The sequence below is a fragment of the Streptomyces violaceus genome, from assembly GCF_036014075.1.
Lineage (GTDB): Bacteria > Actinomycetota > Actinomycetes > Streptomycetales > Streptomycetaceae > Streptomyces > Streptomyces violaceus.
The window spans coordinates 1,952,584-1,966,590 of record NZ_CP107911.1 but is presented as its reverse complement, the minus strand read 5'-3'; the positions used below and the strand labels follow the sequence as shown (position 1 = coordinate 1,966,590).

Genomic DNA, 14,007 nt, shown 5'->3' with positions numbered 1-14,007 from the left:
GTTCACGGCACCCGTACGACCTCCTTGATGCCGCGCGCCGCGAGGTACGCCGCGTCGTCCGCCCGCCCGGCCAGGACCACCGCCGGGTGGACGCCCTCCGTGCGCAGGGCCATCCACGCGTCGAAGTACGCGCCTCCCGGCCCGGAGACGGAACGCGTGGACGGCGTGCAGTCCAGGACCAGGGCTGTGCCGCGGGACCGGGCGGGGTGGCGCCCCGCGCGCACCTCGGCGACGGTCTCGGACAGGGCCGTGGCGATCGGCTTGGCATCGCCACGCGCGTCGAACAGGCCCAGGGTGTACTCCAGTTCGGGGTAGTCGGCCAGGGAGCGGTCCACGTCGTGGGAGCACCACCAGGTCACGCCCCACAGTCCCTCGCACCCGGCCGCGTTCCGTACGGTCGCCCGCGCGAAGTCCGGGGCGTCGGCCGCCGGGATGTGGGGTTCCGGGGCGCCCGTCTCCTGGACCCAGACCGGGCGGGCCGGGTGCTCGGCGTAGGCCTTGGCGAGTTCCGTGCCGTACTCGGCGAGGTGGAGCACCTGGGGGGAGCGGGGGCCGTAGCGGCGGGCGCAGTCGCCGGAGAACACCCAGGGGTGGACGGTGGTGACATCGCCCTTGCGGGCCGAGGCCTCGGGGGTGAAGGGGTGGTCGTCCCCGTACCAGGCCGCGTCGTAGGCGGAGTGGGTCGCGAGCCGGCCCGATGGCAGGTGCTCGCGGGTGGCGGACAGCAGGATGTCGAGGTAGTGGTCCACCTCGTCCGCGGTCACGGGGTTGTGCTCGACCAGGTTGTTGAGCTCGTTGCCGAGCTGGAGGCCGATGAGGTTGGGGCGGCCGGCCAGGGCGCGGCCGAGGGTCCGCATCAGCTCGGCCTGGGCGGCGACGGCCTCCGGGTCGGTGAAGACATTGCGGTGGTGCCAGCTGCGCGTCCACTCCGGGTAGAAGTCGAAGCTGGACAGATGGCCCTGCACGCCGTCCACGAGGACGTCGAGACCGGCCTCGGCGGCCAGGTCGACCAGGTGCGCCAGCTGGTCCACGGCGGCGGGGCGGATGAGCGTGCGGTTGGGCTGCAGGAGCGGCCACAGGTGGAAGACCCGGACGTGGTCGAGGCCGAGCGCGGCGATCTGGTCCAGGTCCTCGCGGGCATGCGCCGGGTCGAAGTCGTGCCAGGCGTGGAACCAGCCGCGGCGGGGCGTGTAGTTGACGCCGAAGCGGAGCGTGGGGATGGGATCCTCCTCGGGTCGAGCACCCAGATCCCTTGCTCTGGGTGAATGCATCAATCACCATAGTCGGCGATGGGTAATGAATTGAACCAGGAGCGTCAAGGCGGCTCGTCTCTGGTGGTCGGCCTCGACGCGGGCGGCACGCGGACCCGGGCGGTCCTGGCGACCGCCGCGGACGGACGTCCGCTGGGCGAGGGCGCCGCCGGGCCGGGCAACGCCCTGACCGTCCCGGTGCCGCAGCTCACCGAGCATCTCGCCGAGGCCGTCGGACAGGCCGTGCCCGAGTCCGTCCGTGACCGGGTCGTGGCCGTGGCCGGCGGTTTCGCGGGCGCGACGGACGCCGTCGCCGACGAACCGGGGCGGCGCAACGCCCTGGCCGCCCTCACCGCCGCCCTGCGCCGGCTGGGCATCGACGCCGGCCCGCCCGTCATCAGCAGCGACATCGAAGCGGCCTTCGCCTCCGCCCCGGGCGCCCCGGCCGACGGCCTCGCCCTGGTGGCCGGCACCGGCGCGGTCGCCATGCGCATCACCGGCCGGCGCGGCACCGCCACCGTGGACGGCGACGGCTGGCTCCTCGGCGACGACGGCAGCGGCTTCTGGATCGGCCGCGCGGCGGTCCGGGCGGCACTGCGGATGGCCGACGGGAGGGGCGCGCCGACCGTGTTGGCGGAGCTGGTGGGGCGAGAACTCGGGGTGCCGGGCGAGGTGCTGCCCGGCGGAGCGTCCGGTGGTGCGGTGCGGAGGCTGTCGCCCGACGTGGTCCAGGGCGGCGCGGAGGGTGCCTCGCGTGAGGCGCGGCGCGAGGCGGTGCCGCCCGCGGGCGGGCAGTCGGCCGGCCCGGCACGGACCGGAGCGGCCGGGACCGGCTCCCCGGTCGACCGGCGCCCCCTCCCGCCCCACGACGACACGCCCTGGTCCCGCCTCCACCGCGAGGCCTACCGCAGGCACCTGCTCCCCGCCGTCATGGCCGAGCCGCCCATCCGTCTGGCGCGGCTCGCACCGCTGGTCGTCGAGGCGGCCGGGGACGCCGTCGCTCTGGCCATCCTGGACGAGGCGGCCGACCAACTCACTGAAGCCGTAAGGGCGTTGGACCCACGCCCAGGGGAACGGGTCGTGGCCACCGGAGGTCTGCTCGGGCCCGGCGGGCCGCTCACCCCGCGCCTGGAAGCCCGCCTCCTCCAGTCCCTCGGCCTGCACCTCGACTGGGTCCCCGACGGCCGCCGGGGTGCCGTGGCCCTGGCCCGGCTCGCTCACCAGGGCCGTACGTGACCGCCACCCGGCAGGGCACGCCCCTGTACCGCGACCCCACCGCCCCGGTCGACGACCGCGTCCGCGACCTGCTCTCGCGTATGACCCTGCGCGAGAAGGCGGGTCAGCTCAACCAGCGGATGTACGGCTGGGACGCCTACCGACGCACCTCCGACGGCGGCTTCGCGCTCACCGACGCCCTCCACGCCGAGACCGAGCGCTTCGCCGGACTCGGGGCCCTGTACGGGCTGTTGCGCGCCGACGCCTGGTCGGGCGTCGGCCACACCACCGGGTCCGGCGCCGAGGCCGGTGCCGAACTGGCCCACCTCGTCCAGCGGCACGTCGTCGAGCACAGCCGGCTCGGCATCCCGGCCCTGTTCGTCGAGGAGGTGCCGCACGGGCACATGGCCCTCGACGGCACGGTCCTGCCCGTCAACCTGGCCGTCGGCGCCGGCTGGGACCCCGCGCTGTACGAGCGGGCCGCCGCCCACGCCGCCGTCGAACTGCGCGCCCGCGGCGGCCATGTCGCCCTGGTCCCGGCCCTGGACATCGCCCGGGACCCGCGCTGGGGCCGGACCGAGGAGTGCTTCGGCGAGGACCCGTACCTCGCTGCCCGGCTCACCGAGGCGCTCGTCCGCGGCATGCAGGGAGAGCGGGAACCGGGCGGGCCCTTCGCCCCGGACAAGGCCCCCGTCGTCCTCAAGCACTTCGCAGGACAGGGCGCCACCGTCGGCGGCCGCAACTCCGCCGAGTCCGAACTCGGCCTGCGGGAACTGCACGAGATCCACCTGCCCGCCGCCCACGCCGGTGTCCGGGCCGGAGCCGCCGCCCTCATGGCCGCGTACAACGAGGTCGACGGGATGCCCTGCTGCGGCAACCGCGCCCTGCTCACCGGACTGCTGCGCCACCGCTGGGGTTTCGACGGACTGGTCATGGCGGACGGACTGGCCGTGGACCGGCTGGCCCGCGTCACCGGCGACAAGGTCTCCGCCGGTGCCCTCGCCCTGGACGCCGGGGTCGACCTGAGCCTGTGGGACGAGGGCTTCACGCATCTGGAGGAGGCGGTCGAGCGGGGGCTGGTGAGCGAGGAGGCCCTGGACCAGGCCGTCGCCCGGGTGCTGCGGCTCAAGTTCCGCCTGGGGCTCTTCGAACAGCCCTACAGCGCGGTCCCGTTCCCGGACCCGGCCGTCGGACGCGAGCTGAGCACCGCGCTCGCCCGTGCCGCCGTCACCCTGCTCCACAACGACCACGGCGTGCTGCCCGTATCGACCGGTTCCCGTATCGCCCTCCTGGGGCCGCACGCCGGCACCGTCGCCCACCAACTGGGCGACTACACCGCCCCGCAACGCCCCGGCACCGGCACCAGCGTCCTCGACGCACTCCGGCGAACCGGCATCGACGTACGCCACGCCAAGGGCTGCGCCCTCACCGGCGACGACCTCTCCGGCATCCCCGAGGCGATCGCCGAGGCCGCCGCGTCCGATCTGGCCGTGCTCGTGCTGGGCGGCAGCAGCGCCCGTACGCCCGGCACGGAGTTCGACGCCAACGGCGCCGCGCGCACCGTCGTGTCCGAGATGACCTGCGGCGAGGGCGTCGATCTGGCCGGACTGCGGCTGGGCGACGCACAGTACGCGCTCCTGGACGCCGTGGTCGCGACGGGGACGCCGACCGTGGTCGTGCTGATCCAGGGCCGCCCGCACCTCGTGCCCGACATGGCGGCCGCGTTGCTCACCGCCTGGTACCCCGGCCCGTGGGGCGGTGAGGCGATCGCCGAGGTGCTGCTCGGCCTCGCCGAGCCTCTCGGCCGGCTGCCCGTCTCCCTGCCCCGCTCCGCGGCCCAGCTCCCCGTCCACTACAACCACAAGGAAACCGAGTACGGCGGCTACGTGGACGACAGCGCCGAGCCGCTCCACTCCTTCGGGCACGGGCTGTCGTACACGAGCTTCGCGTACGGCCCGCCGCGGCTGTCAGGGCACACCGTCGAGGCCGACATCACCAACACGGGCCGGCGCCGGGGCCGTTCCGTCGCCCAGCTCTACCTGCGGCGGCTGCGAACCCCCGTCTGGCCGCGCACGCTGGAGCTGCACGGATTCCGGGCTGTCGATCTGGCGCCGGGCGAGACCCGCACGGTCGCGTTCCCGCTCGGCGCCGACCTCCGTACCGCCGTTCCGCCCGGCACGGTGGTCGAGTTCCGCGTCGCCGAATCCGCGCGGGCCGCCCTGACCGCCGTACCGACTCAGAGCTTCACAGCCCCCGAGGAAACCCCCTTGTAGAACCACCGCTGGGTGATGACGAACAGCACGAGCACCGGGATCACGGAGATCACCGAGCCGGCCATCACCATCCGCTGGTCGTAGCCGAACGACGAGCTCTGGAGCCGGGCGAGACCGAGCGTCAGGGTGAAGTGCTCCTCCGAGCGCAGCACGATCAGCGGCCACAGGAAGTCGTCCCAGGCGCTGATGAAGGTGTTGATGGTGACGACGAGGATCGCGCCGTAGGCGGAGGGCAGATACAGGTACCGGAAGCGTTTCCACTCACCCGCACCGTCCAGCATGGCCGCGTCCTCGATCTCGCGCGGTACGGCGAGAAACGCGGCCCGCATGATGAGGACGTTGATCGCGGCGACGAAGCCGGGCAGCCAGACACCGGCCAGATGGTCGACCAGGCCCATGTCCCGGATGCTGAGGAACAGCGACACCATGATCGACTCGAAGGGGAACATCATGGACGCCATCAGCACCACCCAGACCAGCTTGCGGCCCTTCCAGCCGGGCTTGGAGAGCATGTAGCCGGCCAGGGTGGAGAAGACGAGCTGGCTCGTGACGGACAGCGCGACGATGACCAGGCTGTTCCCGATGTACGTCCACACCGGGACCTGGTCGAAGATCTCGCGGTAGGCCCGCAGGGTCGGGTGGTGGGGGATCAGGGACGCACCGGCGCCGAAGACGTCCTCGCCCGCGCCCTTGAGGGACGACAGCAGCTGCCACAGCAGCGGGCCGATGGTGATGAAGAGGACGAACACCAGTAGCAGGTAGCGGACGACCAGTTCGCGCGGGCGGCCGTAGTCCCGCCAGCGGGGCATCAGGCGATGGCGCTTGTCGACGGCGGTCGTCATGCTTCGTCCTCCTTCGTCAGGCGCTGGGCGAGCAGCGTGAGGCCCAGGGTCAGGGCGAACAGGGCGACGCTGACGGCGGCGCCGTAGCCGGCGTTGCCGGTGAGCGGGTCCAGGCCGACGTCGCGGATGTAGAAGGGCAGCGTGCGGTCGGCGCCGCCGGGGCCGCCGGTGGAACCGCCCAGCATGTAGATCTCGGTGAAGACCCGCAGCGAGCCGATGCCGGTGAGGGTGCCGACGAGCATCATCGACTGGCGTACGCCGGGCACGGTGATGTGCCAGAAGCGGCGCACGGCGCCCGCGCCGTCCACGGCCGCCGCCTCGTGCAGTTCCTTGGGGACGTTCCCGAGGGCGGCCAGGTAGAAGATCATGTACCAGCCGAGGCCCTTCCACAGCGTCAGGCCCATCGCCGACAGCAGGATCAGCCACGAGTCCGACAGGAAGGGGATGGCCTCCCGGATGAGGTGCGCCTGCTGCAGCCAGGTGTTGACCAGCCCCTGGTCGCTCAGCAGCCACTGCCAGCTCAGGCCCACGACCACGCTGGAGGCGAGCACCGGCGTGTAGAAGGCGGAGCGGAAGAAGCCGATGCCCGGCAGGTTCTTCTCCACGAGGATCGCGAGCAGCAGCGGCAGCAGCACCATCAGCGGGACGACGAACAGCGCGTACAGCAGGCTGTTGCGGGTGGCCAGCCAGAAGTCCGGATCGCCCAGCATCCGGCGGTAGTTGTCCAGGCCGACGAGGTTGTAGGCGCCACCGAGCGGCTTGGCGTCGGTGAAGGAGACGACGACCGTGTTGAGGAACGGGAAGACCCCGAACACGGTCGCGCCGACGAGTGCCGGGGTCATCCACAGCCAGGGCAGCCACCAGCGGCGGTGGAGCGCCGCGCCCCCCGCGTCGGCGCTCGGGCCGGGCGTCACGAAGCGAAGGGCGCGGCGCAGGAGCCCCGGCGGCCGGGGCGAGGGGGAAGCGCCGCCGGGGCGTCGGGCGCCCGCACCCGGGGGAGCGGGGACGGGCGCCTCGTGGACGGTCGGTTGAGTCATCCTCAGCTGCCCTGCTCGATCAGCTGGTTCGCCTTGGACTGCGCCTCCTTCAGAGCGTTTTCGGCGCTCTTCTTGCCCTGCATGGCCAGCTGTATCTGGGCCGAGATGGCGTTCAGCTCGCCGGGCGTCAGGGCGATCTCGTCGGCCGTGGCGGTCTTGCGGTCACTGGCGACGATCTTGCGGGCCTCGGCGAAGGGGTCGTCGCCCTTGACCGACTGGAAGAACGGGTCGTTCAGGGAGGCCGTGGTGGAGGGGAAGATGACGACGTTCGGGTCCTTGGCCCAGGCGAGCTGGTTCTCGGCGTTCGTCAGGAACTGCGCGAAGGCCAGCGCCGTCGAGGCGTTCTTGCTGGTGGACGCGGTGCCGACGTACTGCGGGGCGCCGACGGTGTGGCCGAGCGCGTCGAGCATGAAGGGGGCGACGCCGGTCTTCTTGTAGACGCTCGGGTTGTTCTGCTGGATGAACCGCAGGAAGTTGGGGTTGGTCGGGCCGTAGACGAGCTTGCCCTGGCCGTAGACGTTGGCCGGGTCCTGCGTGGAGGACAGGGAGTCCTTGGGCATGCCGCCGGCCTTGTAGAGCTCGGCCATGGCCTCGACCCACTGCGCGGTCTTCGGGTCGTCGGCGAAGGTGAACTTCTTGCCGTCGGCCGAGAGGATCTCGATGCCCATCTGCTGCCAGTCGGCCGGGATGCGCAGCTGCGGGTTGGCGAGGAACGCGTAGTACTTGCCGCCGGAGGCCTTGGCCACCTTCTCCGCGTCGTCGAACAGGCCCAGCACGGTCGTCGGAGGTTTGGCCGGGTCCAGGCCCGCCTTCTTCATCAGGTCGGTGTTGAAGGTCTGCACGATGCCGCCGGAGTACCAGGGCAGCACGCTGTGCACCTTCTTGCCGTCCGCGTCGGCGTACATGCTGGACTTCCACAGCGCGGGGGCGAACGGCTTGCCCGCCTCCGGTGCCTTGTCGTCCAGGTTCAGCAGGTAGCCGTTCCTCGTCAGCGCCACCGCCGTGTTGACGTTGATGTTCACCACGTCCGGCAGCGTGCAGCCCTGGGCGTCGGCGACCAGGCGCTGGGTGAAGGTGGCGTCGCCCGGGTCGTCGATCCAGTTGACCTCGGTGCCGGGGTGCGCCTGCTCGAAGGCGTCGATGACGCCGTTGAAGTACTTCCCGAAGTCCTTCTTCAGGTTGGTGGTCTGGAAAGTGATCTTTCCCTTGACCTCGCCGGAGAGCTTGCCGGAACCGACGTTGCCCTTGTCGACCTTGCAGCCGCCGGCTGTGGCGTCACCGCCGTCGGAACCACCGCCGGACAGGCCGCAGCCGGCGGCCGTCAGGGTCAGGACGACCAGACAGGTCAGGGAGCCGGTGAGTCTTCTTGCGCGCATTGCTGCCCTCCTGGGAACCAGTCGGTGCTGGCTCAAATCACCAAGTTGGACTTCGATTGATGAAAATGTGGACCAGAATTCATCGGAGGTCAATGGTTTTGCTCAGTGACGGTGTTCGTGGTCCTGGTGCGTGGGGTCGCCGGGGTGCTCGTAGCCTTCGGCGTACTCGACGTCCGCCCGGGCCTCGTCGAGCCAGTTGAAGAAGGCGCGGCGGGCCGCGGCGTGGCGTAGTTCGTGTGCGATGTCCTCGCGGACGTGGTCGTAGGGGAGGACGTCCGAGGGTTCCGCCGGGGCGAACGGGTCGACCCCGCGGCGTAGCGCTTCGGGGGTGAGAAAGCGGTCCCGGTTGCGGGTGTAGTAGTCCTGTACGGCCGTTTCCGGGATGTCTTGGTCGCGTTCCAGGTCGGCGAGCAGGGCTCGGGCTGCGGGGGAGTGGGCCAGGGCTGCCGCGATGATGCTGCCTAGGTCGGCGATGTCGGTTTCGGGAACGGTGAGCAGCTGCGTCGGCAGGACGTCGTCCGGTGGGGCGAGGCTTCGTTGCGCGCAGGCTCGGCGGGCGAGTTCGTCTGTGATGACTACCTGGGTTGCCCAGCGTTGTCGTTGGCGATCTGCACGTGCGGCGCCGTTGTGGCTGGTCGCGCAGTTCCCCGCGCCCCTGGAGGGCGATGTAGAGCCGGCATTCAGGAAGTGGGCCACGCGTTCCTTCAGGATGGCCTCACCCTGAACGCGCGCTGCGTAGTCCTCCGTCAAGGCGTCACCTCCAGTACCACGGCCTTCGTGTACGCCACGCGGCCGTGCCAGGCCGCCTTGGCCATCAGCCAGTACGAACCCGGCGGTATCGCGGTGCCGTCCACCTCGATCACGCACTCGACCCGCTCCCCGCCGGGCGCCGTGAAGCCCTGGCAGGCAGGGGTGACGCCGGGCCAGGTGCCCCAGGAGGAGACGGCCCAGATCGTGCCGTTGACGGGGCCGCGCGTGGGGTTCCGCAGGGTCACGGGGATCCGGGCCCGCTCTCCCCGGCGGACGGTCACTCGCTCGACTCCCAGATCCGTCACCAGAGTCGGGCCGGTGTGCCCGTCAGGCACGTCCAGGGCCACCACGTCCTCGTACGTCTGGCCGCCGTACGACAGCCGTGCGGCGAGCCGGTGCCGGCCGGGGGCGGCGTCCGGCGGTGGTGTCACCGTGATGTCCGTGAGGGTGAAGCCGCCGGGGGCGAGCCTGTAGGGCAGTTCGGCCGGCTCGGCGGTCCAGCCCGATGGGGTCTCGAAGGCCACCGTGCCCGACACGGGGGCGTCGGTCAGTTCCGAGGAGACCCGGACGGTCGCGGTGACGGGGCCGTCGGCGGTGAGGGCGGTGGGGGAGAGGTACACCGCGACCGGCATGTTGCCGCGTGGGGCGGGGCCGGAGTTGTGCAGCCAGTAGCGGGTGGCGATCGGCTGGGCGGGCTCGTGGGCGTCGGTGCCCGGTCCGGGCGCGAGGTCGGGCGCGTGGGCCGGTGTGGCCAGGATCGTGGCGACCTCGAAGCCGGTCAGAGCGACGTCCAGACAGCCGTCCCCGCCCGGGGCGAGTGGCTCCCCGGGCGTCTCCAGGACGTCGGCGCGGGCGCCCGAGGCCCATGCCACCGGGCCGGTCACCCGTGCCCGCACCGGGCGTCCGTCGGCCTCGTGCACGCGGACGACGACTCCCTGCCCCGGATCCACGGGCGCCGCGCTGCCCCGGGCCAGCGGGGAGCCGGCCGGCTTGAACGCGTCGAGCAGCACCTCGCCGTCGGATTTCAGGCCCAGCAGAGCGACTTCCCTCGCAAGCGCACCCGAGGACCGCCGCAGCCGTGCCGTCAGCGGACGGTTGTACGCGTGCCCGGCCTGGGGCAGGCGCAGTTCACGCCAGTCGCCCGGGCCCGCGACGACGGCGTACTCGAAGGTGTGCGACCAGCGCTGGAGCTGGAACCCCGAGCCGTCGGGGGCGGTCCGGCGCGGCGGGTCGATCCAGATGCCGGACGGCCAGCCGGTGCAGGAGCGCATCAGGGACATGTAGAGGTCGCCGGAGGAGGTGACCACGCAGCCGGGCGTGCCACGGTTGAGGACGGCGAAGCCGCGCCCGTCCCAGGCGTCACCGGGCGGCAGGGCCTCGCCGCCCCCGGCGGCCGTGGCCGTCACCGTGAAGTCGTCCAGGTCGGTGACGAGCGCGTCGACCGCCTTGGCGTCGTCCTCCGGGCGGGCGCCCGCCACCACGAGCAGCGGCAGGCGTTCCAGGTCGCGCAGGTCGGCCCCGGGGATCCACTCCTCGCGCAGAGAGGCGCGCGGCGCGACCCAGACGGCGGCCACGCCCCGCTCGGCGAGCTGCCGCCCGAGTTCCCGTCCGGCCGCAGGGTCCCAGCCGAGCGCCTCGGCGACCACGGGGTTGCGGTCGGGGCCGCCGACGGCGATCCGGATGTCGGGGAGGTTGGAGTCGACCTCCAGGTCGCCGTAGCGGGGGCCGCCCGCGATGGTCGAGGTCGCCGTGACCCCGGCCCGGACCAGGGCCGCCGCGAGCGGAGTGCCGAGGTCGCCCGCCACGTCCCAGTCGGTGTACACGAGTTCGGCGACGCCGATCGAGCGGTGCCCGAGGAGCGCGCCGGATTCGTCGTGCACCGCGACCCGTGCGGTGGAGCCCAGGCCGAACCAGGTGTTCGCCGGGTTGTCGAGCGTCCAGGGGAACCGCTCGCTGTCCACCTCCACGAACCCGAACCCGCGCCCGATCACCGCGTCCGCCACCTCGTGCACCGGCAGTCCGCCCCGCACGTCCGACGGCCAGCGCACCCGGATGAGCCGGTCGGTGCCGTCGTACCCGTCGACGGTCGTGGTGACGTCGAGCCGGTCGACGCCCTGCCACAGCGTCAGGCGCTGGGTGCAGCGGAAGAGGCCGAGGTCGGCGGTGACGGTGAGGCGGGAACCGGCGGCGGAGTGCTCGGCACGCACCTCGGCGGTCACGTCCCGGCCGCGGGCGGCGGTGGTGCCGGTCGGGGTGAGGTGCCAGGGGCCCTCGCCGAAGCGTGGATGCCTCGGGTACTCCTCCTGGACGACGATCTCGTTCCCGATGTCCCCGGCGCGCAGCAGCTCCCGGCCGCCCTCGGTCAGTGCGCGCAGACTGCTGACGCCCCCGCCGCGTGCCGGGTCGACCGTCACCTCGTAGAACTCGTTGCGGATGGTGAGGCCCTCGGCGGGCGCCCATCCCGGGACGGACCCCTCGGCGAGCGGGACGGCCTTGAGGCCCATGCCGGGAACCTCCGGGACGACGACATGGAGGCGGCCGTCCTCGCGGACCGCGGGGAGTCCTCGGGGGACGAGCCCCGGGTCGTCGACCGTCAGCACGTCCCGCCGCGCCCAGGTCGCGGAGTTGAACACGACCAGGTCGGGGCCGTCGCCGGGGGCGACCTGGTCGGCCAGGGCCTGGGTGGCGTCGGCGTGCACGCTCGCGGCCAGGTCGTGCAGCTCCCGCCAGCCGGTCATCAGGTCGATGTACACCTGGTCCGACTCCGAGCCGGTGACGGCGTCGTGATGGGCGCCGTAGACGAGCTGCCGCCAGGCCTTGTCCAGGGCCGCGTCCGGATAGGGGTGCCCGGTGACGAGCGAGGCGAGCGTCGCCCAGGACTCGGCGTCGGCGAGGAGCGACTCGCCGTGGCGCTGGGCCTGCTTGGTGTCGATGTAGGAGACGTCCTTGCCCGTGTAGACCGGGTTCATGTCCCGGGTCTGGGGGGAGGCCTTGCGGCCCTCCGCCTCGAGTTCCGCGCGGACGGCGGCGAAGAAGTCCCGGGGGATGGCGCTGATGAACCGCGGCCACACGTACCGCGCGTTCCAGTCGCGGTGGATGTCCATGACCCAGCGGCACGGCGGCGCGTAGTCCCCGCCCACCGGCAGCAGCACGTTGCGGGTGAGGGCGACCTGCTTGAGCCGCTGGAACAGCTTGTACGCGGCGGCGTTCGCCTCCGGCAGGGTGGGCGCGTTGTCGATGGCCCAGCCGGCGCCGTAGTGGTTGACCATGTACGCGGTCAGCAGGCCGCGCCCCGACGGGGCGATCCAGTCGAACTCGGCCGGGAACTGCATCCGGCCCGGGTCCCTCGGCTCCTCGCCGAACACCGACAGCGTCGGCCCCCACTGGTGGAACGGCCCGCGCGCCCACGAACTGGAACTGACCCCGGCGTCCGCCATCAGCCCCGGGAACTGCGGGTCGTGCCCGAAGGCGTCCAGCTGCCAGGCGGTCTCCGGGGACGCCCCGATGATCCCGCGCTGGAAGCCGTCGCCGTACAGGGCGTTGCGCACGGTCGCCTCGGCGCCGGTGAGGTTGGTGTTGGGCTCGTTGTAGGTCCCGCCCATGATCTCGACCCGGCCGGTGCGGATCAGCTGCCGCAGGAAGGCGCGCTCCTCCGGGAAGGAGTCCCAGTAGGGCTTGAAGTAGTCGACCTCGGCGAGCACGAAGGTGTACGCCGGGTCGCGGCGGGCCAGGTCGCAGTGGGCCCGGACCAGGCTCATGCCGGACTGGCCGCGCGAGTCGAAGGTGCGGGCGGGCAGTCCGCTGGTGGCCGGATCGTCGGCGACGTCCCAGGTCTCGGTGTAGGCGCCCTGGGTGTTCCACCAGACGGGGTCGTAGTGGAAGTGGCTGACCATGAACATGGTCCAGCCGGGTTCGGCCGCCGTGAACTCGCCGGTGCGGGTGGTGACTTCGTCCCCGTCCGTGGCGGTGACGGTGATCTCGCGGCGGTCGCCGGGAACCAGGCCCTCGCCGGTGACGGGTATCTCGGCGCGTACGGTGCCGTCCTCGCCGACGGTGGTCTCCGTGGTGCCGGTGAGGCCAGGGCCCTCGATGGTGAGCCGGACGGACCGGCCAGGGGCGTGGCTCAGCTCGACGGCCACCACTTGGCGCGGCTGCTCGGTGGTCCCGGTGAAGAGCTCGGTCGACTCGACAGAGGTGACGCGCATGGGGCTCCTACGAGTGCTCTGGGGGAGCCCCATCCTGCACGGCAGGAGTGATTCAAACAACCATCTTCACGTCAACTTGGTGGTTCATCCATGCACCCTCGGCCATGCTCGTTCGGCGTCTCGCGCCCCCTCGGCCATGCTCACCTGGCCCTTCGGGACTTCACCGCATGCTGCCCGGCGATATGGTCGGTCAGCGCCAGCGAGGCGCTCGCGCGCTGGTAGGAGAGCTGGGCGACCCGGACGTACAGGCAGTCGATGAGCACCAGCACGCTGTGCCGGGCCCCGATGCTGCCGGTGCGGAAACTGGTCTCCGAGGACGAGGGGACGAGCCGGACATCGGCGGCCCGGGCGAGCGGCGAGCGCGTGTCGGCCGTGATCGCGATGGTGGTGGCCCCGCGCTCCTTGGCCAGTTCGAACGGCTCGATGGTCTCGCGCGTCGCCCCGGAGTGGGAGATGCCGATCGCCACGTCCGCGGGCGTGAGCAGGGCGGCGGAGGTCGTCGCGGCGTGCACCTCGGTCCAGCCGCGCACCGCGCAGCCGATCCGGAACAGCCGGGTCTCGGTCTCCTGGGCCACGGCCCCGCTGCCGCCGACGCCGTAGACGTCGATACGGCGGGCCCGGGCCGTGGCCTGCGCCGCACGCTCGACCGCGTCGAGATCGATCCGGTCGATGGTCTGCTGCACCGCCCGCAGATCCGCGCTGCCGACGACCTGTACGACTCGCTCCAGGCTGTCGTCGGGCGAGATGTCCGGGCCGATCTCGGCGGTGCCCCACTCGGAGACCTCGCCCCGGCCGCGCTCCTGGGCCAGTTCGATCAGCAGGTGCTGGTAGGAGTCCAGCCCGATGGCCCGGCAGAAGCGGGTCACCGTCGCCTGGGAGGTGCCGGTGCGCCGGCCCAGCTCGGCGGCCGAACAGTGGGTGACGGCGGCCGGATCCTCCAGGATCAGCTCGCCGACCTTCCGCAGGGAGCCCGCCAGCCGGGGCAGCTCGGTACGGATCAGTGTGGTGACGTCCGTGGGAGGCATGGGGAGAAGGTACCAGCCACCCTTCATGGCATGA

The 14,007-nt window shown here is 72.3% G+C and carries 9 protein-coding genes; 2 read left to right on the top strand and 7 right to left on the bottom strand.

Annotated features, from left to right (window positions below; all coding sequences use genetic code 11):
* Nucleotides 1-2: 2 nt before the first annotated feature.
* Nucleotides 3-1,271 carry a glycoside hydrolase 5 family protein gene (locus tag OG542_RS08815; protein ID WP_328409686.1) on the bottom strand — a complete coding sequence of 423 codons (1,269 nt, stop codon included), beginning with the start codon at nucleotides 1,269-1,271 and terminating at the stop codon, nucleotides 3-5.
* An 18-nt stretch (nucleotides 1,272-1,289) separates the two neighbouring features.
* Between OG542_RS08815 and OG542_RS08810 the strand changes: the two genes are divergently transcribed.
* Both OG542_RS08810 and OG542_RS08805 read left to right on the top strand, forming a co-directional pair.
* Nucleotides 1,290-2,486: an N-acetylglucosamine kinase gene (locus OG542_RS08810; RefSeq protein ID WP_328409685.1), complete on the top strand. Its 1,197-nt coding sequence runs from the start codon at nucleotides 1,290-1,292 to the stop codon at nucleotides 2,484-2,486.
* 80 nt (nucleotides 2,487-2,566) lie between these two features.
* The gene (locus OG542_RS08805) at nucleotides 2,567-4,738 is read left to right on the top strand and encodes a glycoside hydrolase family 3 N-terminal domain-containing protein (protein ID WP_328417842.1); all 2,172 of its coding nucleotides are present in this window, start codon (nucleotides 2,567-2,569) and stop codon (nucleotides 4,736-4,738) included.
* On the opposite strand, the gene OG542_RS08800 is transcribed toward OG542_RS08805, so the two are convergent.
* From OG542_RS08800 to OG542_RS08775, 6 genes are all read right to left on the bottom strand, one after another.
* A complete protein-coding gene (locus OG542_RS08800; RefSeq protein WP_328409683.1) occupies nucleotides 4,702-5,580 on the bottom strand; it encodes a carbohydrate ABC transporter permease in 879 nt (292 codons plus the stop codon). The two genes, OG542_RS08805 and OG542_RS08800, sit on opposite strands and share 37 nt — an antisense overlap.
* A complete protein-coding gene (locus OG542_RS08795; RefSeq protein ID WP_328409681.1) occupies nucleotides 5,577-6,617 on the bottom strand; it encodes an ABC transporter permease subunit in 1,041 nt (346 codons plus the stop codon). Before OG542_RS08795 ends, OG542_RS08800 begins: the two co-directional genes overlap by 4 nt.
* A gap of 2 nt (nucleotides 6,618-6,619) precedes the next feature.
* The gene (locus tag OG542_RS08790; RefSeq protein WP_328409679.1) at nucleotides 6,620-7,993 is read right to left on the bottom strand and encodes an extracellular solute-binding protein; all 1,374 of its coding nucleotides are present in this window, start codon (nucleotides 7,991-7,993) and stop codon (nucleotides 6,620-6,622) included.
* Nucleotides 7,994-8,095: 102 nt separating this feature from the next.
* Nucleotides 8,096-8,743 carry a peptidyl-prolyl cis-trans isomerase gene (locus OG542_RS08785; protein WP_328409677.1) on the bottom strand — a complete coding sequence of 216 codons (648 nt, stop codon included), beginning with the start codon at nucleotides 8,741-8,743 and terminating at the stop codon, nucleotides 8,096-8,098.
* Nucleotides 8,740-12,948: a glycoside hydrolase family 38 N-terminal domain-containing protein gene (locus tag OG542_RS08780; RefSeq protein ID WP_328409675.1), complete on the bottom strand. Its 4,209-nt coding sequence runs from the start codon at nucleotides 12,946-12,948 to the stop codon at nucleotides 8,740-8,742. Before OG542_RS08780 ends, OG542_RS08785 begins: the two co-directional genes overlap by 4 nt.
* A 140-nt stretch (nucleotides 12,949-13,088) precedes the next feature.
* Nucleotides 13,089-13,973 carry a MurR/RpiR family transcriptional regulator gene (locus OG542_RS08775; RefSeq protein ID WP_311128309.1) on the bottom strand — a complete coding sequence of 295 codons (885 nt, stop codon included), beginning with the start codon at nucleotides 13,971-13,973 and terminating at the stop codon, nucleotides 13,089-13,091.
* Nucleotides 13,974-14,007 lie beyond the last annotated feature (34 nt).

What these genes read in the sequence shown, in the direction of transcription:
- OG542_RS08800 (WP_328409683.1), bottom strand. Translation starts at nt 5,580, where the DNA reads ATGACGACCGCCGTCGACAAGCGCCATCGCCTGATGCCCCGCTGGCGG.
- OG542_RS08775 (WP_311128309.1), bottom strand. Translation starts at nt 13,973, where the DNA reads ATGCCTCCCACGGACGTCACCACACTGATCCGTACCGAGCTGCCCCGG.
- OG542_RS08810 (WP_328409685.1), top strand. Translation starts at nt 1,290, where the DNA reads ATGGGTAATGAATTGAACCAGGAGCGTCAAGGCGGCTCGTCTCTGGTG.
- OG542_RS08790 (WP_328409679.1), bottom strand. Translation starts at nt 7,993, where the DNA reads ATGCGCGCAAGAAGACTCACCGGCTCCCTGACCTGTCTGGTCGTCCTG.
- OG542_RS08815 (WP_328409686.1), bottom strand. Translation starts at nt 1,271, where the DNA reads ATGCATTCACCCAGAGCAAGGGATCTGGGTGCTCGACCCGAGGAGGAT.
- OG542_RS08795 (WP_328409681.1), bottom strand. Translation starts at nt 6,617, where the DNA reads ATGACTCAACCGACCGTCCACGAGGCGCCCGTCCCCGCTCCCCCGGGT.
- OG542_RS08805 (WP_328417842.1), top strand. Translation starts at nt 2,567, where the DNA reads ATGACCCTGCGCGAGAAGGCGGGTCAGCTCAACCAGCGGATGTACGGC.
- OG542_RS08780 (WP_328409675.1), bottom strand. Translation starts at nt 12,948, where the DNA reads ATGCGCGTCACCTCTGTCGAGTCGACCGAGCTCTTCACCGGGACCACC.